Source organism: Coleofasciculaceae cyanobacterium, assembly GCA_036703275.1.
Classification (GTDB): Bacteria; Cyanobacteriota; Cyanobacteriia; order Cyanobacteriales; family Xenococcaceae; genus Waterburya.
The window spans coordinates 186,284-209,637 of sequence record DATNPK010000028.1; the positions used below are offsets into that span (position 1 = coordinate 186,284).

The window sequence follows — 23,354 nt, forward strand, 5'->3', positions numbered from 1 at the left end:
TTAAAATTTACTATTTCTCAATCCAATACAGAGTAATTTTATTAAGAATAAATAAAATCTAAAATTTTCGGCGAAAACTAAACCTAGTCTAGTTGATGTATGACTTAATAAATACAGTGGACTTAGATTAAGAGCAGGACTAATGGAAGGACAAGGGGCAAAAATTGGCAGTACAGCTATTATTTGGAGTTTAGCTACAGGAATGATGGCAATTTCTATTCCTATAGTCAAAATAACCAATACGGGAATTATTTTGCCGGTAGCAGTCGTGATTGGAGTTAGCATCAGCACGATCGCCATCTGGTTGAGTAGTTGGATGGCATAGACTGAGTAGACTGCCAATCAAGCAAAATATACTACACAATGTGGAGCAAGTTGCCTTAGTTCTATTAACCATCAGGTTGATGGCTATTGGCAACGATCGCTTTTAATTTAGGAACACGACCAAAAATGTTCTTCTAGCTAGATTCTCCTTAAAGAATATTAATCAAAAAAAACGGCAAGCTGCGATCGAGTAAATTAATATTGTATTTAGGTATTTAATTTTATAGTTTTGAGCGCACTGTAATTGACTATTTTTAATAGTTGCAGTTTTGCTTTGGATCTTGTTATTAATATATTTTTGCGTTTGAAAGCCAACCAAAGCTTGACTAATTTATTGAATTTTACAACTTGTTTTTATTAGCTAATATAATTAGATTTTTTCGCTCCAATTAATCTAGCACTCGCGAATATTATCGATATATGCAACTAATCTTCAATATTGGCAAATTAATTGAAGTAATATCTCTGAGATTATTTTTCTAAGCAATTTAGCTTAAGCTTTAGCCTTAAATCAACCTCTTTGATCAACGATAAAAAATTCAATATATAGAAAAAAGAAGAAAATATTATAAGATATCTAACCTGATTAGATTATTTTTAAGATAAAATCAACAAAATGCAAATAGGTAATTTACAGATACGTTATAAGTAGTAAAATGCTGGCAATTTGCCAAAGCAGAATTTCTAAATTTTTGAGCGAGCTTCATTTCAATAAATATTTAATAAAAACAAATAACTTAAAATAACCAACTATTTTAACCAAAGCTTTCTAAGCTAAAGTTCGAAGGGAAACTACTATTAGGTTTCTATTGAATATCTGATGAATAAAACTGTATACTAAATCAGTAAATTTAAAATCGAGCAATTTAAGCGCAGTCTTTAAGACTATAATTTGTAATTAATTGTAATTTTGCATGATTAACGTTCTTGTTGTTGACGATCAAAATTTAAATCAGAGGCTAATAGGAACGTATTTAAAATCTGAACCAGAAATTAGAATAATCGGTTTCGCAGAAAATGGTCAGCAGGCAATTGAAAAGGTTTCTCGTCTACAGCCAGACGTAATTATCATGAATTTAGAAATGCCCAAAATGGATGGTTTGACAGCTACCAAAATCATCACGCAAAGGTTTGTACAAGCGAAGATTTTAATCTTAACGGTTCATGATAATGAGCAGCATTTAAGCAAGGCATTAAAAAATGGCGCGAAAGGATATCTCCTCAAAACTACTACAGCTCAAGAACTTAAAAATGCTATTTATTATGCAAATCAGGGTTACTTCCAGCTAAGTATAGAATTAACTGAAAAGTATCTTCAAAAGATTGTTAGAGTTGATTCGGAATTTGGGGAAATTTCTGAGGTAAAAAGAAAAGTAAACTATCTGGATAAAACTTTAAGGAAATTAGAGGAAAAGGTTAATAAAATTCAATCAACTGGTCTTGAAGTCAAAATAGAGCGCAAAATCGCAGAAGTGCTCCAAAAAGAAATGTCATTATTGAGAGATCGTGATTCTCATCTTCAATTTAAAGTCGATCGCCTGAAATATAATCAAGAACGTTTAGAACAAAACGTAAAATATCTGTTTAAAATTCAAATAGGCTGTATTGTTACTATGTTGCTGATAGTTTCATACCTAATTTTTTCTAGCTTGAGCTAATCCAACTGTCGTATTGGCGATCGCTCAAAATTGAATTAAGATCTTTAGTTTCAGTTCATAGTGCGCAAGTCCTAAATTAATCAAACTTTTAATCATCTAAATTAGAACCTGCCTGTTGTTTCTGCCAGTGGCTGACTTTCCACAGAGAACCAGAAACCAAATTAGTAATTATATGAGCAACTACAGGCACAACTAAATTTCCCGTAACTAAGGCACAGTATCCTAAAGCAAAACCGACAATCGTTGCCCAAACTACATAGGGCCATTGATTATTACCACTAAGGTGCAAAACTCCAAAGAGAATACTGGAAATCAACACCGCAGTCAGATTTAAACCTAAAGCAGGTAGCATTACTCCCCGAAACAATAGTTCTTCACTTAAACCTGGCAATAGTCCCAGCCAAATTATGTCAGTCCACATCAAAGGTTTAATCACCAATTCTAAGTAAACATCAGCACTACGCCGATATGCAGGCCACAGGCGATAAATTACCCCACTTGTCAGGGTAATACCTATTGCTAGAGCCACACTCCACAATAGAGCTTGAGTAGTAAACCGTACGGATAATAACTCAACTGCTCCTAGTTTTTGCCAAACTTTGGCGATCGCTAATAATAATACGGCGGTGACACCCATAAATACGAGAATTTGGGTACGACTAAGGGGTTCAAGTTCGGGATTGTTAGGATTTGCCACTAGTTTTATAAGCAACGAAGAGAAGATATAGAAGGATTTAAGACTCGAAAATCAATACCAGCGCGACGAGCAGCTAAAATGCCCAGAGCTTCTAAATAAGAATTAACCTTAGTTACTTTAATGCCCAAAGGTTCGGGAGGAACTTGTATTTGGGTTGAGTTGTTACTTACGGCAATAATTTGAGTTTTTGAATTAGCCATGCTTAGGATAGCACTACCGCCACAGGCATTATAAGGAATGATCGCCACATCTACCGATTCCGACCAGATCGCTTCAGACGAGTGAGATTGAGTTGTAATAAACTGTGGAGCGCGACTTAGACCTACCAGCACACAGGGAAGAAAAGTATAGCCTAATTCTTCAGCAGCAGCGCGAGGCGATACCTGAGGATCGACCTTCAAAGGTCCAAGTGCGGGAGCGTGAGCAGCAGGAATCTGAAAGTGGCGCACAATTAAATGCGATATAACTGCTTCTGCCCCAGCTAAATGATCTACCCCTGAACCATGACGGTAGTTTTGTAGCTCCACACTCCGATCATCATCGGGAAAACGAGCAACTACAGCAATTGCTTCTGCACCCCCCTGAGTGATTAGCTTCTGGGCAGCCCTTAGTAAGCTGCCAGGATTGCCAATTGTGCCCCAACTTGCCCCAGAATCGGCAGTACGTAATTCTACTTCTAAAGGAGCATCGGTAACTACATAGTCGGTTAAATTCAGCCCCAAGGTAGCTCTGGTGGCATCAGCAGCCTGGAGCTGCCGTAGACGTAATTCTGGTTCAATGCCCCGATCTAATAGTAAACCCACCTTGTTTTGCCTTACGGGACGCAATCCCCACTCTTTGGCAGCAAAACGATCTAAGCCATAGCCCTCAACATAATAGGTATTTTCTAACGGCCAATAAAGCTGTGCGCCATTGAGCACATTAGGGTGGGTAATCAGGCGATCGCTAATTTCGGCGATCGCCCTAGCTACAGGAAGCGCATCTCCCGCATAACCACCGATAGCTGCACCGACTCCTGTGGGAACAATCAGAACAACAGTAAATGTTGACATAAATATCTGCTCTAAATATGTTCTCAAACTAAAACTTAGTTTTCTTTGGTAACAATTGCTTCCACTGTAGCTGTTTGTTTTTCCTTGTCTATCTTGGTAACAGCCCAGCGCAATGGCTCTCCTTTCTGCTGTAGCTGTGATTCAATTTTTTCTTGAAGTTGGAGAGGAGTCTCCTGAAGTTCGATTTCGGCGGTAATAAAGTGCGTAGTCATTAATTTTTACTTTAGTTATTAATAACTATTTTCTAATTTAAAATGTACCGATTGTAAAATAGAAAGAAATAGTTAATATTTTTTGATTATTTATTACCAGTTTTATATTTTGCTCAATATTGCGTTGATTACTACATTTAACACACATAAATACTATATAACTGAACAAACTATATTCAACAATACATTAAGCGTCTTAGAAAGAAACAAAAATTAACTTTTATAACTTGTTGGTGAGTCTTTAATCAGGCTGATAATTCCATCTTCTAAAATAACCAGGTATTTTGATGAAATCTTTAAATTTAAGTTTAATCCTGTTAAATATTTTTCTTTTTCCGACCGTAACTTTAGCTAAGTCTGTGACAATTGAACCTAGTCATAATCAAGTTCATCTCAGTCAGCTTTATTCAGAGGAAAAAACAGTCACAGAACGAGCTTTTAAGGCACACGGCAAAGATGAGAAATTAGCTGAAAATTCTGAATCAGAAACTGAAGAAGTTGAAGACGATACATCTGAGTCCGAAGAAGATGTTAAAGATAAAGCCAAAGAACCTACCCCAGAAGAAATTGCTCGGTTAGCCAAACTAGCGCAAGCCGATCGACTGTATATATCGGGAAATAAAGCTGCTGCCGTTAAACTCTATCGAGAAGCAAAAGAACCCTGGAAGATTGAGCAAGAGGCTAGTAAGCAAAACGACGAATTAATTATTATTACTTTTGACGATCCAGCAAAGCTTAGTCCCGCAGGAAAAGTATTTTGGCGTAACTATCAACAGGGAAAAGAACGACAGTTAGAAACCCAAGTAATTAGTGCTTTAAAGTTGTTAACCACTAGAGAACCTCAGTTTATTTCTGGTCATATTCATTACGCTGAGGTACTGTTAGCGTCTGAGCGAGAGACAGAGTCCCTCGAAGTTTTAAACCGAGCCGTTAATCGCTATCCCAACGAACCCAAGTTATTACGAGCCAAAATGAATGCGGATCTTGCTGCTGAGAATTGGCTAGATGCTTCAATTATGGCGCGTCAGTTCGCCCTATTTAATCCTGATTCACCCCAAGCAGAAGAATTTAATCGCCTAGCAGAAGAATATTTGGCAGAATATCAGAGTAACCTACGAGAAAGTATTACCTGGAATGCGATTGGAAATGCGATCGCAGGAACAGTCGGGTTTGCCTTGACGGGTAATTTGTTTGGTCCTCTTTCGGCTTTAGAAACTACTTCTCTGTTGCTAAGAGGAGAATCTGCTGTTGGAGAAGCTTCTGTTGGACAAATTAAAAAACAGGTACCTCTGGTTCAAAACAAGAAAGTTACTAACTATGTTGACCAAATTGGTCGAAAGATTGCCAACGCATCAGGAAGAGAAGAGTTTGACTATCAATTTTATATTGTGATGGATGATGCCCTTAACGCCTTTGCACTTCCAGGCGGAAAAGTATTTGTTAACGCGGGGGCGATTATGAAAACCGATTCTGAGGCGGAGTTAGCAGGATTACTGGCTCATGAAGTTTCTCATAGTGCCTTATCTCATGGTTTTCAGTTAGCTACCAAAGGAAATCTCACTGCCAATATCGTTAGCTATATTCCCTATGTCGGCAATACAGCTAGTAGCCTAATCGTACTTAACTACAGTCGAGCTATGGAGAAGCAGGCAGATATCTTTGGTACGAGGATCTTAGTTAATGCTGGATATGCGGCTGATGGAGTCCGCAATTTAATGGCTCAACTGGATAAGTCTCGGGATGAAGATAATTCCGAACCTCCTGCTTGGCTGTCTAGTCATCCTAATACCAAACAAAGAATCGATTATATGGAAAGATTGATTGTTGATCGCAATCTCAACCGCTATGCCTATGAAGGTGTTTCTCAGCACCAAGAAATTAAAAAATTAGTTACGGCAAAATGGCAAGAGTACGAAAAATGTGTTGAGGAAGTAGATAGCATCAAAGAAGCTAAAATATGCGCTGGTGAACAGGACGAATCTCAGGAAGATCCAGAAAACCCAACGGACGAAACAATGGAAAATGAAGCTGAGGAAGCCAAAGATTAGTTCATGACTCTCCTAATCCCAAGGCTACTAAATCTTCTATCTGCTCGATCTGATTATCTCCAGCCAAGTAACCAATCCCACGATGCAGATGCAGGGTAAATTGCTCTTTTAAGGTATCTTTGTCTGTTCCCAGTCCATCTTGATGGCATCTTTGTTTGAGCGCAATTAATAGTATGTCTGCTATTTCTCCGCCAAAAACATTCCAGGCTATTTCAACATTACTGTTTGTCTTGATTGGCACAGGAGAAGGAACGCTAGGTTCGGCTAGAGAACGGCACAAAGCCCAACGACAGAGGATATTCCACTGTTTAACTTTGGTACTGCGCTTGAGTTTAACTAGCTGATCTTCGGCAGTTTTGGAAATACGGACTCGCTCTAAAGGATTATCCATGTTTTGATTTATTGATTACTGAATTTGAGGCATGAGAATTGTCCCCTAAAGGATTAGAAGTTCGCGTCACACGTAGTTAGTCCTAAAGGATATGCGGAGCCCTAAAGGATATGCCCTAAAGGACTAGCTTCGCGTCGCGGAGCGGTATGCTTTAGCACTAGCCCTAAAGGATTAGCTCCTTACGTCGCGTCCTTCGCGTCGCAAATCATGCACGGGCATATCGCACAGATACACACAGATGAACGCAGATGATTTGTTGACTTACCAAGTAGTTTTTGGGTTTTTGATAGATATTTGATAGATATATATATTGATAGGCTGACAAATGACAAATAACTAATTATTTATTTTGATATAGGCTGCGAGGGTCTAAGGCATCTCGCAAACCATCTCCAAGTAGGTTAAACGCTAGAACTGTCAAGATAATTAGTAAGGCAGGAGGAATGATTAGCCAAGGCTGCAACACTAAAATCGAGGCGTTAGTCGCCGAGGATAATAGATTTCCCCAACTAGGGTCTTTGGACTGAATACCCAGACCAATCAAGCTCAATACTGATTCGGCAATAATAAAGCCAGGTACGGCCAAGGTTGCGGAAATAATAATATAGGTAGCCGTTTGGGGTAAGATGTGGCGCACTATGATATACAGGGGGTTTGCTCCCATTGCATTGGCTGCTTGAACAAATTCTTGTTCTTTAATTGATAAAACTTGTCCTCTAACTACTCGCGCTAATCCCGACCAACTAATAAAAGAAGTAATTAAAACAATTAATAAAAAAGTTTGCGCGCTGCTTAAGCCAGGCGGAAGAACGGAAGCTAAGGCAATTAAGAGGTAGATACCTGGTATGGTCATCAAAACTTCTACTACACGCATAATTACGGCATCAATCCAGCCCCCAAAATACCCAGAAATACCTCCTGCTATCATTCCTAAGGGATAAGATACTGCAATCCCCGCCAGCCCGATAAATAAACTAATTCTGCCGCCAAACAGTAAGCGACTAAATAAATCTCTGCCCTGTTCGTCCGTACCCAAAATGTTAATCTTGGCATCCCCATAAGTACCAAATAAATGTCTGTTTAAAGGAATACCACCAAAGATAGTCACTGATTCAAACTTGGGAGATATAGGTAACGAGATTTCAAATAAATTGTAAGGATTACCTTGAACTAAAAGACCGACAGGAGAAGGATTATCTTGGTCAATGATCAAAAGGCGATCGCCCGTCTCCAGATCGGTTATTCCCTGAGTAGTAGGGTAAACAACAGGTGTTAAATTGCGCCAATGAATCTCAGTCGGTGGCAACAAAGAACCATTTTCTTGAGAAGCATACGGAGAATACGGCGCAATAAAATCGGCAAAGATCACCGCCAGATAAAAGATAACTAGTATAGTTCCCCCTAAACGTGCCAAAGTATTTTTTTTGAGTTTTTGCCACCAGTTCATATGTATTCAATCCTCATCGCAGGAGCGAGATAATCAGTAATTAAACAGGACTTACCTTAGCCTTATATAGTAATTTATCTCCCTGTTTATAGCCTACATAGCGTACCTTTACTAGTTCTCCTGGTTGTGCTGTTCCCTTCATTAACTCATGGTACTGAGGATCGTAAGCTAATTCTTTGCCTACGGTGGCAATAGATTCTACTTGCCACTGTTCGAGCAGTTGCTCTACTGGCTCAACCAAAGATAACAATCTGACTGCTGGTAATTGAGGATTTTGGCGCACGGCGGTAGCAGCAGTAGGCCATTGTAATAGCCAAGACTCAATCGTTTCTAGGCTAGCCTGTTGAAACTCTGTGGTTAAAGTTTCTCGTTGCCGATCCATGGCTTGCTGAAGCTTTTGATACTCTTGTTGACAAGCAGCCAAAGCGTCATTGCTGTTAGATGTTAACGATTCATTACTACCCAGAGACTGCTCGGCAAAAGTTTTGACCAAACTATCGATGGATATATTTAAAGCCTTGGCGATTCTGGCGATCGCACCTAATGAGATATTAAAAATCAACCCTCTCTGGATTCTAATCAACTGTAGCCGTGCAACGTTAGCTACCTGGCTAAGTTCATTAATGTCAGCAATATTAACTCGCTCCATCAAGTCTTGAAGCAATTTTTTATTAGTCTGGTATGAATCTTGATTCATGTTATTTAAAGGCTTGCCAAATACGTAATAATTTTAAACTGCCTCTTGAAGAAGAAGATAGCAATTTCTCAAAATTTTTATTAGTTATTTCCCAATGGGTCAGGTTAATATTTATTCTCGATTAAAGTTATTTACTTTGGCTTGGTTGACTCAATCAAAATTGCTACCAAAAGTTAAATGAAGGACTAGATGACGCTGGAGGGGGAAATATTAATAAAGTTGATAGTATTATCTAATTTTCGGGAACTATAAAGATTGAGAGTGCTCAAAATTATCACAAATCGCAATACAAATTTTGGTCATTAACTTAGCCAAAACAATTATTAATATGTCTCTAATTCAACCAATATGTGTTGAGCAACAGTCTATTAGTAAATTGCGATCGCTTTTATAAGAGGAAGTTTGCAATGACGACTGCCAAAAACGGAACTAGTCATACTCGGACTCATATTCAACACTTTACGGCTAGTAAACAGATTGAGTTTTTTGAATCTCTCAAAGAATCTCGATTTAGTGGTCAGCTACTCGTCTTTGATGCTCAAGAGCATACCTGGGTAATTTATCTGTACTTAGGGCGAATTGTCTATGCTAGCGGAGGAGTTCATCCCGTTAGAAGATGGAGAAGACAGCTTGTTGCATATTGTCCTGAGAGACTAACTAAGATTGAAGAATTACAGTCAGCTTTAGCGGGTATTGCTAAAGAATCAAGAATTTCTTGGGAATATCAGCTACTGTCTATTTGGATTGACCAGGATAAAATCAGTCGCGAACAAGCCACTCAAGTCATTCGGGCTAGCGTAGTCGAAATTCTGTTTGATATTACACAAGCGATGGAGGTTGAGTGCGAATCGATTAGAGATAATTTATTGACCACCAGGCTAATCTTAATTGATGCCGAACAGGTAATTAAAGAATCAAGCAAGCTTTATTCTGCTTGGCAAGAAGCCAAAATTGCCGATCGCTCTCTCGATCTTGCTCCTACTATTCGACAACCAGAAGTGCTTAAAAGCAAGACTTCACCTCAAATCTATCAAAATTTAAGTCAACTGCTAAATGGTCGCCAAACCCTCAGAGATCTAAGCGTTCGTATGAAGCGCGACGTAGTTACCCTTACCCGCTCTTTGTTGCCTTATCTTCAACTGGGCTTGGTACAGTTGGTTGCTGTGGATGATCTTGCTCTTCCTACATCAACTCCTGTATTGGGAAAATTATTCGAGAACAAAACTCCGCGTCGAATTACTATTGCTTGTGTTGATGACAGTCCGCTTATTTGTCAGACGATGCAAAGCATTATCACTGAGGCTGGATACAATTTTGTCGCTGAAATGGATGGCTTGAGGGCGATCGCTATTTTACTCAGCCGTAAACCAGACTTAATCTTTCTCGATCTGGTAATGCCCAATACTAACGGTTACGAAATTTGCTCCCAGTTGCGCAAGCTTTCTTTCTTTAAAAATACCCCGATTGTAATTTTCACAGGAAATGGTGGCATTGTGGATCGCGTTCGCGCCAAAATGGTTGGTTCAACTGATTTTCTCGGCAAACCAGTCAATTCCGAGCAAGTTTTAGCCATGATTAATAAACACATAACTCAGAAAAAAGATTAGCATTTTTGGTTTTATGGAGTTGCTCTAAGGCAGCAAAAGTTAAGCAGCTTTTTATACTAATGGTTATTGTGCAGCTATTTGAGGGAACTATAAATATTGTTAACTTAAAAATCGCTAAACCAATAATGTTAATTTTTGGGTTCAAATGAGGTCTCAGCGAGCGAGAAAAAATTTGGTTGATTATAAATTGAGGTGACAATTATTATGGGATACACTCTGATTGTTGATGATTCCGCTACTGAAAGATCAATTATTACGAACTGTTTACAAGAAGTCGGGATTAATGTATCCGTTGCTCTAAGCGGTGAAGAGGCTTTGGAAAAAATTCAGCAAAATTCCCCAGATTTGATTGTTTTAGACGTAGTTTTGCCAGGACGCAGTGGTTTTGAAATTTGTCGGCAACTCAAAGGTTCAGAACATACTAATCAGATACCCATTATTCTCTGTTCTACCAAGGATACAGAAATGGATAAGTTTTGGGGCATGAAACAGGGAGCAGAGGCCTATATTTCTAAGCCAATAGATCAAACCGAACTGGTTCGCAAGGTAAAAGAATTAATCGTTTAATTAAGTCGCTTTGCTGCTCAAACCCATTCTATTGGCTCTCAAAGCTTCGATTGAAGCAGCACGAGCCGGAGAACAGGGTAAAGGTTTTGCGGTGATCGCAAAAGAGGTCAGATCTCTAGCTACTCAATCTGCTGAAGCAACCGCAGTAATCGAAACTTTGGTTAGTAAAATTCAACTGGAAACAGTTGAAGTGGTAGAGGCGATGAATCAGGGGGCTGAGCAAATTGCTTCGGGTAACGAACTGGTGCAGCAGACAAGCCAAAGCTTGATTCAGGTGAGTCAGGTTAGTAACGAAATTAGTCAGCTAGTCGTCTCAATTAGCCAAGCAGCCGAGCTGCAATCAGCAACATCTACCGAGGTTAGTCAAACTATCGTTCAAGTAGCGGCGATCGCTGAAAGTAATTCTCAGTCTGCAACCAAAGTATCTGGTGACCTAAGACAATTATCTGAGATTGTCGAAAGACTCCAGCTAGATATCGATCGCTTCAAAACTTAGTCTCAACTCTGCTCATAAATTGCCAATTATACCTAAACCATGTCACTCAATCCTGATATCGGCGATCGAGCGTATCAATTTTTTATCGAAGAAGCCCAAGAACTATTACAGAAGCTATAACTGAGTTTGATTCTCTAGAGATGAACAGCTATAGCTTACTCTATTCATCTCTACAGGAGGTGCTAGAAGAGATAGTGCAGCTAGAGGAAAGCGTTGATGATATTACTCATCTTTGCCAAGCAATCCGATCGCACTATCAATAGCCAGCGTCAAATGTTGGGTTTAATGCGCGATGAATTAATGTGGGTCAGAATGTTGCCCCTAGAGCAAATCTTAAAACATTTTCCCCGTACTTTGCCAGAGCTAGTTAATAAATACCGCAAGCCAGTAGATTTAAAAGTAACTGGTACTGGTGTATTGATAGACAAGGCGGTACTAGAAAAGTTAGCCGATCCTCTACTGTATTTGTTGCGTAACGGTTTTGACCACGGCATAGAAGACCCAGAGAGCCGAACCCAACAGGGTAAACCTGCCACTGGCTCAATTGAAATTCAGGCTTATTATCAAGGTAATCAAACTGTCATTGAGGTTAAGAATGATGGCAAAGATTTGGATCTGGCTAAAATTACCCAAAAGGGCATCGAGCAGGGTTTAATCTCGGCGCAAGAAGCCGCTTCTGCCACTCAAGAAAGGCTATTTGAGCTAATCTTTGAACCAGGATTTTCCACAGCCAGTGAGGTTAGTGAGCTCTCTGGACGAGGAGTTGGCATGAATATTGTGCGATCGCAAATTGAAACTCTCAAAGGCAAAATTAGCGTTACTTCTACTCCTGGTCAAGGTTCTACCTTTACGATGCGCCTGCCTCTTACTTTAACCATTGCCAAGTTGTTAGTCTGCTCTCTCGGCTCAAGCGCCTTTGCTATTTCTTCAGACAGTATTGAAGAAATATATTATTCCCACCCCAGAGCAGGTTAAGCTGGCTAACCAGCAGCGGTTTTTATGCCTCAATAATATAATTAATTCCGATTTACTCTTTATGTTGAACAAGAATTTATTCCAGAAGTTCACCAAATTTTGGCTGATAATAGCAGATTTAGCCACCATAACCCCAATGACGCGATCGCGATTAAAAAGCAAACTATTTTAATTATTGATGATTCTTCTGCCCTCAGACGTACTTTAGCTTTGAGCCTAGAACAAAGAGGTTATCGCGTTTTACAGGGTAGAGATGGCTCTGAGGGGCTACAGCAGCTGCACGATAATTTGCAGACTGATTTGGTGATCTGCGATGTGGAAATGCCTAACGTAAATGGCTTTGAATTTTTAACCACTCGTCGTAAAAACCCTAAGTTGATTAAAATCCCCGTAGTCATGCTTACTTCTGGCAATAGTGATAAACATCGAGCATTAGCTACTAGCTTGGGGCTGACGGATTCTTTACTAAGCCCTATGTAGAAGACAAGTTTCTCCAAGATATAGAATATTTTATTCACGATTGGCAGTAAATCGCTCTTGCCCGCTCAATCACTATTAGTTCGTTTCTATCTTTTCTATCTATTTATTAACAATTAGCTTCAGCGATCATGAGTAATTTAACAGTCGATCTCAATCAAAATACAGCCAATAAAAATAATGTTTTAATTAAACTCTTGGTCTTTAAGATAGGTCATTTGACTTTGGCGTTACCAATTTTACAGGTAGAAAAGGTAGTCAGGCAAAGCGAGGTTCATGGTAGTGGCTTGAGTCATGTCAGCTTGACTCACTTAGGTGAACGAGAAGTAGCTGTGGTCGGATCTACATCAAAAGCTGTTCAAAGTTAGTCTGGCCAAAGCTCAGAGTTAAGGATATTTTATTATTAGTAAAAATGTTCTGGGAGAAGCATTAGGAATTTTAGTCTCTCAAGCTCCTGGCTTAGTTGATGTTCCTCTAGAGCAAATTCGTCTTGTTCCTGATTCTTATCGTCATGCCGATACTTTAGAAATTGCCAGTCATGTAACCGTAATTCCTCAAGGCGATCGAACTATAACTATTTTTATTCTCGATCTAGAAAGATTAATATAAGCTCTATATCAGGTTTGTTTAAATTAGCTAAAATTTCTTTAGGACTTAAGTAACAGCAGGATAATTGCGCTAATAACTTGCGTCCGAGCGATTAAACAAACTAGGGTGACTATATGACCTTGGCTAACCAGCAGCTTAAACACGCTCTAAAAGAATGGGCGATCGCAGTTAATGCTTTGAGTGCAGGAAAAACGATTATTTTATTACGCAAGGGCGGTATTCGAGAGGCAGGTTTTAAGGTTAAATATCCTTTGGTTTGGCTATATCCTACCTATGAGCATCAAAAACCAGATCTACTCAAGCCTGAATATGCTTCTGCTGTAACTCCTGTAAAATCTGGTTGGCATCCTAATACGGTAGAAATTAAAAGCTGTGCCGAAGTTACCGATGTCTTGCCAATTAGCCATAACCAAATAGCAGCATTGCAACCATATCATATTTGGAGTGAACAAATGATTGGCGAGCGATTGAAATGGAAGCCTCAACAACCAGTAATGGTTTTGCTGTTAAAAGTTTATCGTCTGGCATCATCTTTAACTATCCCGTACAACGATGCTTATGGTGGCTGTAAATCGTGGATTGACTTGATTGAACCCCTGGCGATGAATCGATTGACTCCCGTAATGGAAGACAACGAATATGAGCAGCAGGCGCAAAAAATTAAAGGTTTAATTGAACTCTAATTAAACTTTTAATTTGTAAACTATCTTTATAAATTATCGGGTTTAGGGTTTAAACCTGCGATAAAAGCGCAGAATAGTAAATAGTCAGGTTTGCGATCGCCATCTAGCACAAATACAATCAATTAGTTTGCCTCTAGCTTAGAGAAAAGCTTGATTGATTTTTGTCTGTAATAATTATTATTAGGGAATTAACCCAACATAAATCAATCATAATATGAAATTCTTATCTAATAAGCTAGGTGTTTATCTTGGTATATTTGCACTTGGAAGCGGCTTGGGCTTTTGGGGAAGTCGCAACATCAGACAACCAACGCCAATAAGGCAGTCCCAAGTTTATCCAACGGCAATTCCTACCCAGTCTAATCCTCCTCGTATCAATAATAAGAACAATCAGGACGTTAACTTTATTGCTACCGCCGTGCAAAAAGTTGGTCCAGCAGTAGTCAGAATCGATGCTTCACGCGAAATCTCTACAGCTTTGCCAGAGAATTTAAAAAATCCTTTGTTTCGTCGCTTTTTTGGTAATGAACGAGAAAACGATAGTTCTTTAGACTCTGCACCCCATAGAGTTGAACGAGGTACTGGCTCTGGCTTTATTATTGCTTCTGATGGTCGTTTAATTACTAATGCTCATGTCGTCAACGGTGCTGAAAAAGTTCAGGTAACCCTTAAAGATGGTACAAGCTATGAAGGCAAAGTATTAGGCACTGATTCCTTTACAGACGTAGCGGTAATTAAAATTGATGCAACCGATCTGCCAACGGTAAGTCTGGGTACTGGAGAAAATTTAACTCCTGGGGAATGGGCGATCGCTATTGGTAATCCTTTAGGATTAGACAATACCGTCACTGTGGGCATCATCAGTGCATTGGGTCGTTCTAGTTCTCAGGTAGGTGTTCCTGACAAGCGCGTCAGATTTATTCAAACTGATGCTGCAATCAATCCTGGTAATTCGGGAGGACCTTTACTTAACTCCGATGGAGAAGTAATCGGGATTAATACAGCAATTCGCGCCGATGCTCAAGGATTAGGTTTTGCCATTCCGATCGAAACGGCACGACGTATCGCTAATCAGCTATTTGCTAAAGGACAAGCAGATCATCCCTATTTGGGAATTCACATGGTCAACCTCAACGAAGAAACGAAGGAAGAAATTAACGCCAACAAAGAATTTAACTTCAAAATCGCTCCAGAAGAAGGAGTGTTAGTGGTTAGAGTAATTCCTAGTTCTCCTGCTGCCAAAAGTGGTTTGGAACCAGGGGACGTAATTAATCAAGTTGGCGATCTGCCCGTCACAACTTCGCTTCAGGTGCAAGAACAGGTAGAGCTTAGTGAAATAGGTACAGAATTGGAGGTACAAGTTATTCGGAATGGTCAAGCAAAAACCCTTAAAGTAAAACCAAGTGCTTTTCCTCAAGACAAGCTTGAGTAATAGCAGAAATTACCCTAGTTCTTTTTTGTAAAGTAGTATGAACGCGATCGAAGCAGATGTTCATTCATCCCTGCGAGATTTTTTGCGACAACATGGAAATCGAAATTTCCCCCACCATCTGACTATGGCGCGACTCATCGCTCGCGCTTTGCGTTTAGGTCGCCCAGCTCTGATGCAGACGGGCAGCAGCGTTAGTAAATACTGCCTGAGCTATTTAACGCCAATTCTTTTAGGGGATTGGTCGGTAATTATTGTCGCTCCGCCAACGACCCAAAAATATTTATTTGAGATTGAAATTCCTAAGCTCCAGAATTGGTTGGGAGTAACTAAAAACGTCAGAATGGGCGATCGCTGGCAGTCTCAGGATCGAGTATTATTAACTTCGCCTCAAAGTTGGTTAGGCGATCGCATAGAAGATCGCCAACAGTTTCCCGCCAATATTCCCACAATTATCGATCGCGCCGACAGTCTTGAGGAATGGACCAGAGAGTTATTAACGATTCAGATTACCACCGCTGACTGGGACGCACTGCTACAGGCTTTTGCGCAACATCAAGAGTTGATTCGCAACGCTAGAGTCAAGCTAACTAAGTCGATTTATGCTCGTCCCGAAAATCCTTATCGTAATTATGTCTTATTAGATTCTGAGTTGAGCATCATTGCCAATCTCTGCCAAGTATTAGCCAAACAACAACTGCTTCAGGGTAAATTTGAGCAATTTTGGCAACAAATAGCTGATAAATCAAATATATCTTGGATTTCTCGCGATCGCGAACGGGGTTCATTTACTATTAATCTGTCCCCAGCTCGAGTCAGCAATAAGCTCAAACCAATTTGGCAACAACAGCCAGCCGTGATTATTGGCAGCTTTTTAGACACCGAAGCAGATGCTACAACCTACCGACAGCGAGTCGGCTTAAACTCGGAAATGTTGAGTCTTAAGTTTACTCCTAACCGCCAGAACAACCATATTCAACTTTATTTACCCGATCGCTTTCCGATGCCTAATTCGCCAGATTTTCGGTCGGCATTTATCGAACAAAGTCTGCTCTTGGTTAGCCTTAGCAGCAGTATTAAGCAGTTAATTGTGGTGATTGCGGATGATGTACCCCTGCAAGGACAGGTAGGTTCAGTTTTAGCGGGGGAATTCGGCTCTAGAGTCAGAGTCGAAAAGACCAATGTTTCTGATACCAGTATTTTGATTTGTGGCTGGTCTTTTTGGCAGCTACATCAGGAATTACTACCTGTTCCGCGACTGTTGATTATCGCCACCTTGCCCATACCCTCTTTAGAAAATCCCTTGGTTGCTAATCTGGTTACTTACTATAAGAACCAGCGTCAGGATTGGTTTCGACTGTATTTATTACCTTCTGCCCTCAAAATCCTGGAACAAACTACAGTCCCTTTAAGAGAGTCCCAAAGTATTGTCGCTCTGCTAGACAACCGCGTTAACTTCCGTAGCTACGGCAAAACCATTTTATCTGCTCTCGAACCCTGCGCTCGGATTAACTATATCGACCCTACTTGGTTTGGCTATCCTGATTCTTAGAATTTTTTACTAGCAATAATAATCTCCAAATACTTCGGCTTAAAATTTACTTATCATAGAAATAAATAAATGCTGCTTCACAAAACATTGGATTTAGTCTATATTTGTTTTGTAGCTAATTAAGCTAATTTAATGTTTATCGAACAAAATTATGGAGCAGTTGTTTAGTGAAAATATCTGGCTAGTTCCTTGTTATGCACTAGTCGGGACAAGCTTAGCCTTACTTTGGTCGCCAGGAATTATCAAAAAAACTGGTTCTAGACCAGCAGGATATATTAATTTGGTTATAACCTGTGTGGCATTTGTTCATAGTGTTTTGGCTCTGCAAGAAGTTTGGCAACAGCCAGTACAAGAAATAAGATTTCCCTGGTTGACAGCAGCAGGTTTATATATATCTTTCGATGTCAAAATTTCTGCTATTACCGTAGGCGCATTAGTTTTAATTACAGGTCTAAATATTCTGGCTCAGCTATATGCCGTTGGCTATATGGAAATGGACTGGGGCTGGGGGCGATTTTATGCTTTGATGGGCTTTTTTGAAGCAGGTCTATGTGGTCTAGCTCTGTGTAATTCGCTCTTTTTCAGCTACGTATTTTTAGAACTTCTTACCTTAGCAACCTATTTAATTGTTGGCTTTTGGTTTGCCCAGCCTCTGGTAGTTACAGGGGCGAGAGATGCCTTTTGGACAAAGCGAGTAGGAGATTTATTACTATTGATTGGAATAATTGCCCTGTGGTCTTTTACAGGGACTTGGAATTATGACGATCTAGCCGAGTGGGCAAAGGTAGCTAATTTAAGTCCAGTAACGGCTAACCTACTCTGTTTGGCTTTGATTGCGGGCCCTTTGGCTAAATGTGCCCAGTTTCCCTTACAGCTGTGGCTCGATGAAGCGATGGAAGGTCCTGTTCCCGCTTCGATGCTGCGTAATTCAATTGTAGTAGCGACGGGGGCTTATGTACTGATTCAGCTACAGCCAGTACTAGCACAATCATCTATTTCCAATTTGGTAATGGCAGTTGTCGGTTCTTTTACGGCTATTAGCGCGTCTTTAATTGCGATCGCCCAAATCGATATTAAACGAACCCTATCCTATTCCGTCAGTGCCTATATGGGTTTTGTTTTTATCGCCGTGGCGGTAGGGGCAAATCATGCAGCCTTACTTTTGATTTTGATTCATGCGATCGCTATGACTTTGTTATATATGAGTGCTGGCACAATCATTATTAGCAATATTACTCAGGATATTACAATGTTGGGCGGGATTTTTTCTCGTCGTCCCGTTAGCGGACTAGCGTTTTTAGTCGGTGCAGCTAGCTTAATTGCTGTTCCTCCTTTGAGTGGTTTTTGGGCATTACTGGAATTAGGAGATTATTTACTCACGGTGCAGCCTATATTGCTGGGAGTTTTGGTACTGGTGGATGGGTTAACTGCTTTTAACTTAATGCGAGTATTTAGCTTGGTTTATGGCGGCAAGCCTCAGGAGATGACTAAACGTTGCCCTGAAGTTTTGTGGGCGATGATTTTGCCCATGACGGTTTTAGCTGGGTTTACGCTCCATTTTCCTTTGATCTTGCAGCAGTTTAATTTATTACCAACCTGGGCTAATTTAGATAAAAACGTGGCTTTGCTGTTAATTGGTTCAAGTCTTACTGGTCTTAGCTTGGCTGCATTTTTATACCTTAGAGAAAGTAAGATTAAACCAGGGGAATTAGTGCCGTCATTCCTGCAAAAAACTTTAGCCAACGATCTTTATATTCAAGACATATATCGTTGGACAATTGTGAGCTTAATTGAGATTACATCAAAAGTTGTTGCCTGGTGCGATCGCTATATTGTTGACGGTGCAGTTAACCTAGTTGGTTTTGGAACTTTATTTAGCGGACAGGCTTTGAAGTATAGCAATTCAGGTCAATCACAATTTTATCTTCTCTCCATTGTGCTGGGAACAATCTTGCTCGGCTTAATGTTTGGATTAACACTTTAACACTCTAAAATTAGGAATTTTTGTTACAAAATGAAACACGATTTATCGCTTAATAGAAGAAAATTATTACAATACGGAGCGATCGCTCTAGGAACAACAGTTGCCGTTAATGGTTTAACAGCTAATTTAACTCATGCCGAATCTACCGATATTAATTCTCAGACTAGCAACGAAAATATTACTCCAGATGAAGCTTTAAATTTACTAATGGAGGGTAATAAAAGATTTGTTAATAATCAAAGTCAATATCCCAATCAAGATTTTGAACACATAGCAGAAGTTGCCAAAGAACAATTTCCCTTTGCTTCGATTCTCGCCTGTGCTGATTCCCGTCTTCCTGTAGAAATCATTTTCGACCAGGGATTTGGAGATACTTTTGTGGTTCGCGATGCGGGAAATATCGCCACCCCCGAAGAAATTGGCAGCCTGGAATTTGGCAGTGCTGTGTTAGGTAGCAAGTTAATTTTAGTACTTGGTCATGAAGAATGTGGTGCTGTTAAAGCAACTATTGCAGGTAAACCAGTCCCAGGAAGTATTGGGAGTATTTTAGCAGCAATTAAACCAGCTATTAAAGAAGGAGATAAAACCTCCAAAAGCTATCTGATAGATACTGTTAAACGTAACGTTTTGCTCCAAATTGATCGATTAAACTCATCTCCAGTAATCTCTCAACTAATTAGCGAAAATCAATTAAAAATTGTCGGTGGTTATTTCGATTTAAACACAGCAGAAGTCCAGTTAATTACTTAAACCAGTAACTAGTTAGTTAATTTATTTCCCTACTTTCTCATGCTTAGTTTTTTAGTTTGGCTACCTATTGTAGGGGTATTAATTATTGCTTGTTTACCAAATAAAAATTCACAAATAATACGGATAACAAGTTTAGTAATTAGTACCATTAGTTTTTTGCTTTCTTTATTATTAATCTCCCGCTATGACTTTCAACTTCAAGGTTTACAATTAACTGAATTTTTACCTTGGATTGAAGTCTTAGGGCTTAATTATAATTTGGGGGTTGATGGCTTATCTTTACCTTTAATTGTCCTCAATAATTTACTTATTTGTCTGGCAATTTATAACGGTGACTCACCTCAAGAAGAAAATAGCCTTTTTGCTAGACCTAAACTTTTTTACGGTCTAATTCTAATTTTGGCAGGTTGCATCAATGGTGCATTACTCGCACAAAACCTACTTTTGTTCTTCATTTTTTACGAAATAAAATTAATTCCCGTTTATCTGTTAATCAATATTTGGGGAGGAAAAAATCGTGGTTATGCAGCTACTAAGTATTTACTTTATACGGCATTTTCAGGTATTTTTGTCCTAGCTGCTTTCTTGGGAATTGTCTTTTTGACAAATAGTAGTTTTGATTATGAAATGGTACAGACTCAGATCTTACCTTTTGGCAAACAACTAATTTTGTTAATCACTTTAATTATTGGCTTTGCTATCAAAACCCCTCTTGTTCCTCTACATACTTGGTTGCCCGATGCCTATACAGAATCACCGACATCTGTATCAATGATTTTAGGCGGTATACTTTCAAAATTAGGAACTTATGGGTTAATTCGCTTTGGTTTAGGGTTATTTCCTCAATTATGGAATAATGTTGCAGTTTGGTTGGCGGCGATCGCTACAGTTAGTGCTTTGTATGCCTCGTTTGTGGCTATTTCCCAAACTGACCTCAAAAAAATGGTGGCATATAGTTCCATTGCTCATATTGCTTTTGTCGTGTTAGCTACAGCAGCGGGGACTTCGATTGCCATTTCGGGGGCAATTTGCCAAATGTTTGCGCACGGGTTGATCGTGGCACTATTATTTTACTTAGTCGGAATAGTAGAAACCAAAACTGGCAGTCGAGATCTTAATGTTCTTACTGGTTTGATGAATCCCCAACGGGGTTTACCCCTCATTGGCGGTTTAACTATTCTGGCGGTAATGGCAAGTGCAGGGATACCTGGCATGGTCGGGTTTATCGGTGAATATATCTCTTTTCAGGGCAGCTTTACCGTATTTCCAACTTTGACTATACTTTGCCTGATTGCTACAGGTCTGACTTCAGTTTACTTTGTCATTCTGCTTAATAAAACTTTCTTCGGCAAAATTGACTGTCGGCAAACCCCTAATGTTTATCCTCAAGTAAAGTTAGCTGAACGTATGCCCGCATTTGTTCTAGCTATGCTAATTGTCATCTTGGGTTTACAACCAGCATGGTTAACTAACCTCACTGAATTTAGCGTTATTGCCAGTCATCCGACTACTGCAACTACTGTGGCTCAAAAAGAGATCTTAACAATTAACCATTAATAACTGTAACAGTACGGGTGAACGGCCGTTCGCCCCTAACAATTAAAATGATCCAATCTAAAACTAAACTTTTACCTTCCAATCATCAATTTGCCGATGTAATTCATCGCTTAGAGGCGGGAGGATCGATGCTACCTGATACCCCCGAAAACTTGATGCAGATCATTGGTATTTATAAAGCTTATGCTATCCCCATGGATTTTTATTGGCGCGATCTACTTTATATTGCCGAACGAGTATTTCTCAATCCTTTACCCTGGTTTAAATACTTTTTGCCCCAAGAATATTTAGATTTACCCAATCACTATGCAGGAAAAGACGCTGACCTTCAAGTGTGGCGCGGTAAAGCATCAGCCCATCCAGAACTTTTAGAGTTTATGGCTAAAGGGGAAACGGGAAAAATGCCCAAATTATTACATCACCTCAACCACGATCGCATCAATATGGAATTTGCCGAGGCTTGTATGCGGGCGATGTTTTGGCATCAGGATCTTAATCCTAAATTCAACGAATATTTAGATAGTGAGGAATATCAAGCCAATGCGGATCGGGCAATCAAAGCCTATTTTAAAAACAACCCCGCAATGTTGGGAATGTATAAATTATTCCCCGATATGTTTTTAGAACAGGTGCGACAGCTTTCTTACTATTCTAATTTAGGACTATTTTGGGAGGTGATGTGTCCCGTATTTTTAGAAATGTCCGATATTTATGATGAGGGTGGATTTAAAGATGTCCCCGAAGCAATGAACTTCTTGGTTAACGGAATCTTTGCGGTGGCAGGTAGACCAATTTACCATCATGTATACATTGGTGATGAATGCTATGAAATTATCCCCAAATCCCAAGGCTTTACCTGGCTATATGAAGCTGCTTTACCCTATGTAGAGGCTGTCTTTTATCGGACTTCTCCGTTTCGTGGCACTAAATCTTATAACGCTCAAGCCAAACAAGTACCAGATAATCAGCCAGACTTTCACTATGGGATTCTCTATGCCGATGTCTTACCTGTGGGGATGGCAGGGATTCCTCCTACGCTGCTGATGGATGACATGTGGCATTTTCTACCAGATTATCTGGTGGACTACTACAAACAACACTGTCGTGGGGAAGACGATATGCTGGTACAGTTAGGAATTACTTTTCAGCGCTCAATGTACAACGTTACTTCGGCAGTAATTCAAGCCTTGCGCCAAGCTTTACTGTATCCATTAGATGATGAGAATCCCGAACATTTGCAAAAAAATCGGGCGTTTTTTACGGCTCAAATGGATCGTTTTTTGCGTAATGAAGCTCGTTTGCAAGATATTCAAAGTTCTGATTATCGTTGAGATAATTATGAAAGATTCTTCAGCTCATTACAATGTTTTAAATTTAGCCAATTATTGAGAGTATATTTCTAGCTACGTTATGGTCACGTCTTAGATTGCAGCTACACTTGCATTTATGAGTTCTCGTGCTAAGTGTTTTGGTTACCTTCGTTCCACACTCAGAACAATTGACTGAGGTGTACTGAGGAGCAACCGCAATAGTTATCTTCCCAAACTTAGCAACGAAATACTCCAGCCAGACTCTAAATTGATACCATCCAGTGTCGGTTATAAACTTGGCAAGGTTATGGTTTTTAACCATGTTAGCAATTCTTAAGTCTTCATAAGCTACTACAAAGAAGAACACGAAAGCTAGATTTGCAAGCCGTGTCAACAAAACAAATCTATGATTTTTGGTGATGTACTTCAATTACTGTATGAACATTACCTCTAGGGGTAAAGTCTCCTTTTACAGTAGCGAATAAGGGATCGCAAGCGGCTACAAAATCGTCGAGGATTTGATTTACTACTTCTTCGTGAGGAATATAGCGATCGCGATAGCTGTTAATATATAGCTTCAAACCTTTTAGTTCTACTACTGTTCGATCGGGAGAATAGGTGATATAAATCGTGGCAAAGTCAGGATAGCCAGAAAAAGGACATTTACAGGTAAATTCTGGCAAAGTGATACTAACGTCATATTTGCGTCCAATTCTGGGGTTGGGAAAAGTGATCAATTCGCCTTCAGCGATCGCTCTTTCGCCGTATTTCAGTTCATCGGTTGTGGGTGATTGGGGAGTTGTAGTCATCAGTTTAGCTGGGTAATGTTATG

24 protein-coding genes are annotated in these 23,354 nt (G+C 39.6%); 16 read left to right on the top strand and 8 right to left on the bottom strand.

Annotated elements, in window-relative coordinates; all coding sequences use genetic code 11:
* Nucleotides 1-142: 142 nt before the first annotated feature.
* Entirely contained in the window at nt 143-325 is a 183-nt protein-coding gene (locus V6C71_07585) for a hypothetical protein (protein ID HEY9768358.1), read from the top strand.
* Between the two features lie 913 nt (nt 326-1,238).
* A complete protein-coding gene (locus V6C71_07590) occupies nt 1,239-1,982 on the top strand; it encodes a response regulator transcription factor (protein HEY9768359.1) in 744 nt (247 codons plus the stop codon).
* 88 nt (nt 1,983-2,070) lie between these two features.
* Here V6C71_07590 and V6C71_07595 read toward each other — a convergent pair whose 3' ends face one another.
* Genes V6C71_07595 through V6C71_07605 form a run of 3 tightly spaced genes read right to left on the bottom strand, consistent with a single transcriptional unit; the run spans nt 2,071 to nt 3,943 of the window.
* Nucleotides 2,071-2,679 carry a CPBP family intramembrane glutamic endopeptidase gene (locus V6C71_07595; GenBank protein ID HEY9768360.1) on the bottom strand — a complete coding sequence of 203 codons (609 nt, stop codon included), beginning with the start codon at nt 2,677-2,679 and terminating at the stop codon, nt 2,071-2,073.
* A gap of 5 nt (nt 2,680-2,684) precedes the next feature.
* On the bottom strand, nt 2,685-3,731 hold the full coding sequence (locus V6C71_07600) for a DUF3326 domain-containing protein (GenBank protein ID HEY9768361.1): 1,047 nt from the start codon (nt 3,729-3,731) through the stop codon (nt 2,685-2,687).
* Nucleotides 3,732-3,766: 35 nt separating this feature from the next.
* The gene (locus tag V6C71_07605) at nt 3,767-3,943 is read right to left on the bottom strand and encodes a hypothetical protein (GenBank protein ID HEY9768362.1); all 177 of its coding nucleotides are present in this window, start codon (nt 3,941-3,943) and stop codon (nt 3,767-3,769) included.
* A 287-nt stretch (nt 3,944-4,230) separates the two neighbouring features.
* On the opposite strand from V6C71_07605, the gene V6C71_07610 reads away from it, so the two are divergent.
* Nucleotides 4,231-5,991 carry a M48 family metallopeptidase gene (locus tag V6C71_07610; GenBank protein HEY9768363.1) on the top strand — a complete coding sequence of 587 codons (1,761 nt, stop codon included), beginning with the start codon at nt 4,231-4,233 and terminating at the stop codon, nt 5,989-5,991.
* A 1-nt stretch (nt 5,992) separates the two neighbouring features.
* Here the strand turns inward: V6C71_07610 and dndE are convergent, their stop codons facing one another.
* The 3 genes from dndE to V6C71_07625 form a co-directional block, all read right to left on the bottom strand.
* Nucleotides 5,993-6,382 (bottom strand): DNA sulfur modification protein DndE, encoded by a 390-nt coding sequence (dndE, locus tag V6C71_07615; protein HEY9768364.1) that lies wholly within the window; start codon nt 6,380-6,382, stop codon nt 5,993-5,995.
* 340 nt (nt 6,383-6,722) lie between these two features.
* A complete protein-coding gene (locus V6C71_07620; protein ID HEY9768365.1) occupies nt 6,723-7,829 on the bottom strand; it encodes an ABC transporter permease in 1,107 nt (368 codons plus the stop codon).
* Nucleotides 7,830-7,869: 40 nt separating this feature from the next.
* Nucleotides 7,870-8,526 carry a hypothetical protein gene (locus V6C71_07625; protein ID HEY9768366.1) on the bottom strand — a complete coding sequence of 219 codons (657 nt, stop codon included), beginning with the start codon at nt 8,524-8,526 and terminating at the stop codon, nt 7,870-7,872.
* Between the two features lie 407 nt (nt 8,527-8,933).
* On the opposite strand from V6C71_07625, the gene V6C71_07630 reads away from it, so the two are divergent.
* The 13 genes from V6C71_07630 to V6C71_07690 all read left to right on the top strand — a co-directional run bounded on the left by V6C71_07630 (nt 8,934) and on the right by V6C71_07690 (nt 22,543).
* A complete protein-coding gene (locus V6C71_07630; protein HEY9768367.1) occupies nt 8,934-10,133 on the top strand; it encodes a response regulator in 1,200 nt (399 codons plus the stop codon).
* A gap of 204 nt (nt 10,134-10,337) precedes the next feature.
* A complete protein-coding gene (locus V6C71_07635) occupies nt 10,338-10,700 on the top strand; it encodes a response regulator (protein HEY9768368.1) in 363 nt (120 codons plus the stop codon).
* A gap of 10 nt (nt 10,701-10,710) precedes the next feature.
* Nucleotides 10,711-11,196: a methyl-accepting chemotaxis protein gene (locus V6C71_07640; GenBank protein ID HEY9768369.1), complete on the top strand. Its 486-nt coding sequence runs from the start codon at nt 10,711-10,713 to the stop codon at nt 11,194-11,196.
* Between the two features lie 216 nt (nt 11,197-11,412).
* Nucleotides 11,413-12,171, top strand: coding sequence for an ATP-binding protein (locus V6C71_07645; GenBank protein HEY9768370.1), 759 nt, complete (start codon nt 11,413-11,415; stop codon nt 12,169-12,171).
* Nucleotides 12,172-12,270: 99 nt separating this feature from the next.
* The gene (locus V6C71_07650) at nt 12,271-12,651 is read left to right on the top strand and encodes a response regulator (GenBank protein ID HEY9768371.1); all 381 of its coding nucleotides are present in this window, start codon (nt 12,271-12,273) and stop codon (nt 12,649-12,651) included.
* 128 nt (nt 12,652-12,779) lie between these two features.
* Complete coding sequence (locus tag V6C71_07655) at nt 12,780-13,016, top strand: hypothetical protein (GenBank protein HEY9768372.1); 237 nt, start codon at nt 12,780-12,782, stop codon at nt 13,014-13,016.
* A 354-nt stretch (nt 13,017-13,370) separates the two neighbouring features.
* The gene (locus V6C71_07660) at nt 13,371-13,940 is read left to right on the top strand and encodes a DUF1802 family protein (GenBank protein HEY9768373.1); all 570 of its coding nucleotides are present in this window, start codon (nt 13,371-13,373) and stop codon (nt 13,938-13,940) included.
* Nucleotides 13,941-14,154: 214 nt separating this feature from the next.
* A complete protein-coding gene (locus V6C71_07665) occupies nt 14,155-15,372 on the top strand; it encodes an HhoA/HhoB/HtrA family serine endopeptidase (protein ID HEY9768374.1) in 1,218 nt (405 codons plus the stop codon).
* 37 nt (nt 15,373-15,409) lie between these two features.
* The gene (locus V6C71_07670; GenBank protein ID HEY9768375.1) at nt 15,410-16,921 is read left to right on the top strand and encodes a helicase C-terminal domain-containing protein; all 1,512 of its coding nucleotides are present in this window, start codon (nt 15,410-15,412) and stop codon (nt 16,919-16,921) included.
* A 151-nt stretch (nt 16,922-17,072) separates the two neighbouring features.
* Nucleotides 17,073-18,905 (top strand): NAD(P)H-quinone oxidoreductase subunit F, encoded by a 1,833-nt coding sequence (locus tag V6C71_07675; protein ID HEY9768376.1) that lies wholly within the window; start codon nt 17,073-17,075, stop codon nt 18,903-18,905.
* Nucleotides 18,906-18,935: 30 nt separating this feature from the next.
* A complete protein-coding gene (locus V6C71_07680; protein HEY9768377.1) occupies nt 18,936-19,655 on the top strand; it encodes a carbonic anhydrase in 720 nt (239 codons plus the stop codon).
* Between the two features lie 39 nt (nt 19,656-19,694).
* On the top strand, nt 19,695-21,212 hold the full coding sequence (locus V6C71_07685) for an NADH-quinone oxidoreductase subunit M (protein ID HEY9768378.1): 1,518 nt from the start codon (nt 19,695-19,697) through the stop codon (nt 21,210-21,212).
* Between the two features lie 47 nt (nt 21,213-21,259).
* On the top strand, nt 21,260-22,543 hold the full coding sequence (locus tag V6C71_07690) for a CO2 hydration protein (protein HEY9768379.1): 1,284 nt from the start codon (nt 21,260-21,262) through the stop codon (nt 22,541-22,543).
* Nucleotides 22,544-22,586: 43 nt separating this feature from the next.
* On the opposite strand, the gene V6C71_07695 is transcribed toward V6C71_07690, so the two are convergent.
* Together V6C71_07695 and queF are read right to left on the bottom strand one after the other, a co-directional pair.
* Nucleotides 22,587-22,844 (bottom strand): zinc ribbon domain-containing protein, encoded by a 258-nt coding sequence (locus V6C71_07695; protein ID HEY9768380.1) that lies wholly within the window; start codon nt 22,842-22,844, stop codon nt 22,587-22,589.
* Between the two features lie 82 nt (nt 22,845-22,926).
* Nucleotides 22,927-23,331 carry a preQ(1) synthase gene (gene queF / locus V6C71_07700; protein HEY9768381.1) on the bottom strand — a complete coding sequence of 135 codons (405 nt, stop codon included), beginning with the start codon at nt 23,329-23,331 and terminating at the stop codon, nt 22,927-22,929.
* Nucleotides 23,332-23,354: the final 23 nt, after the last annotated feature.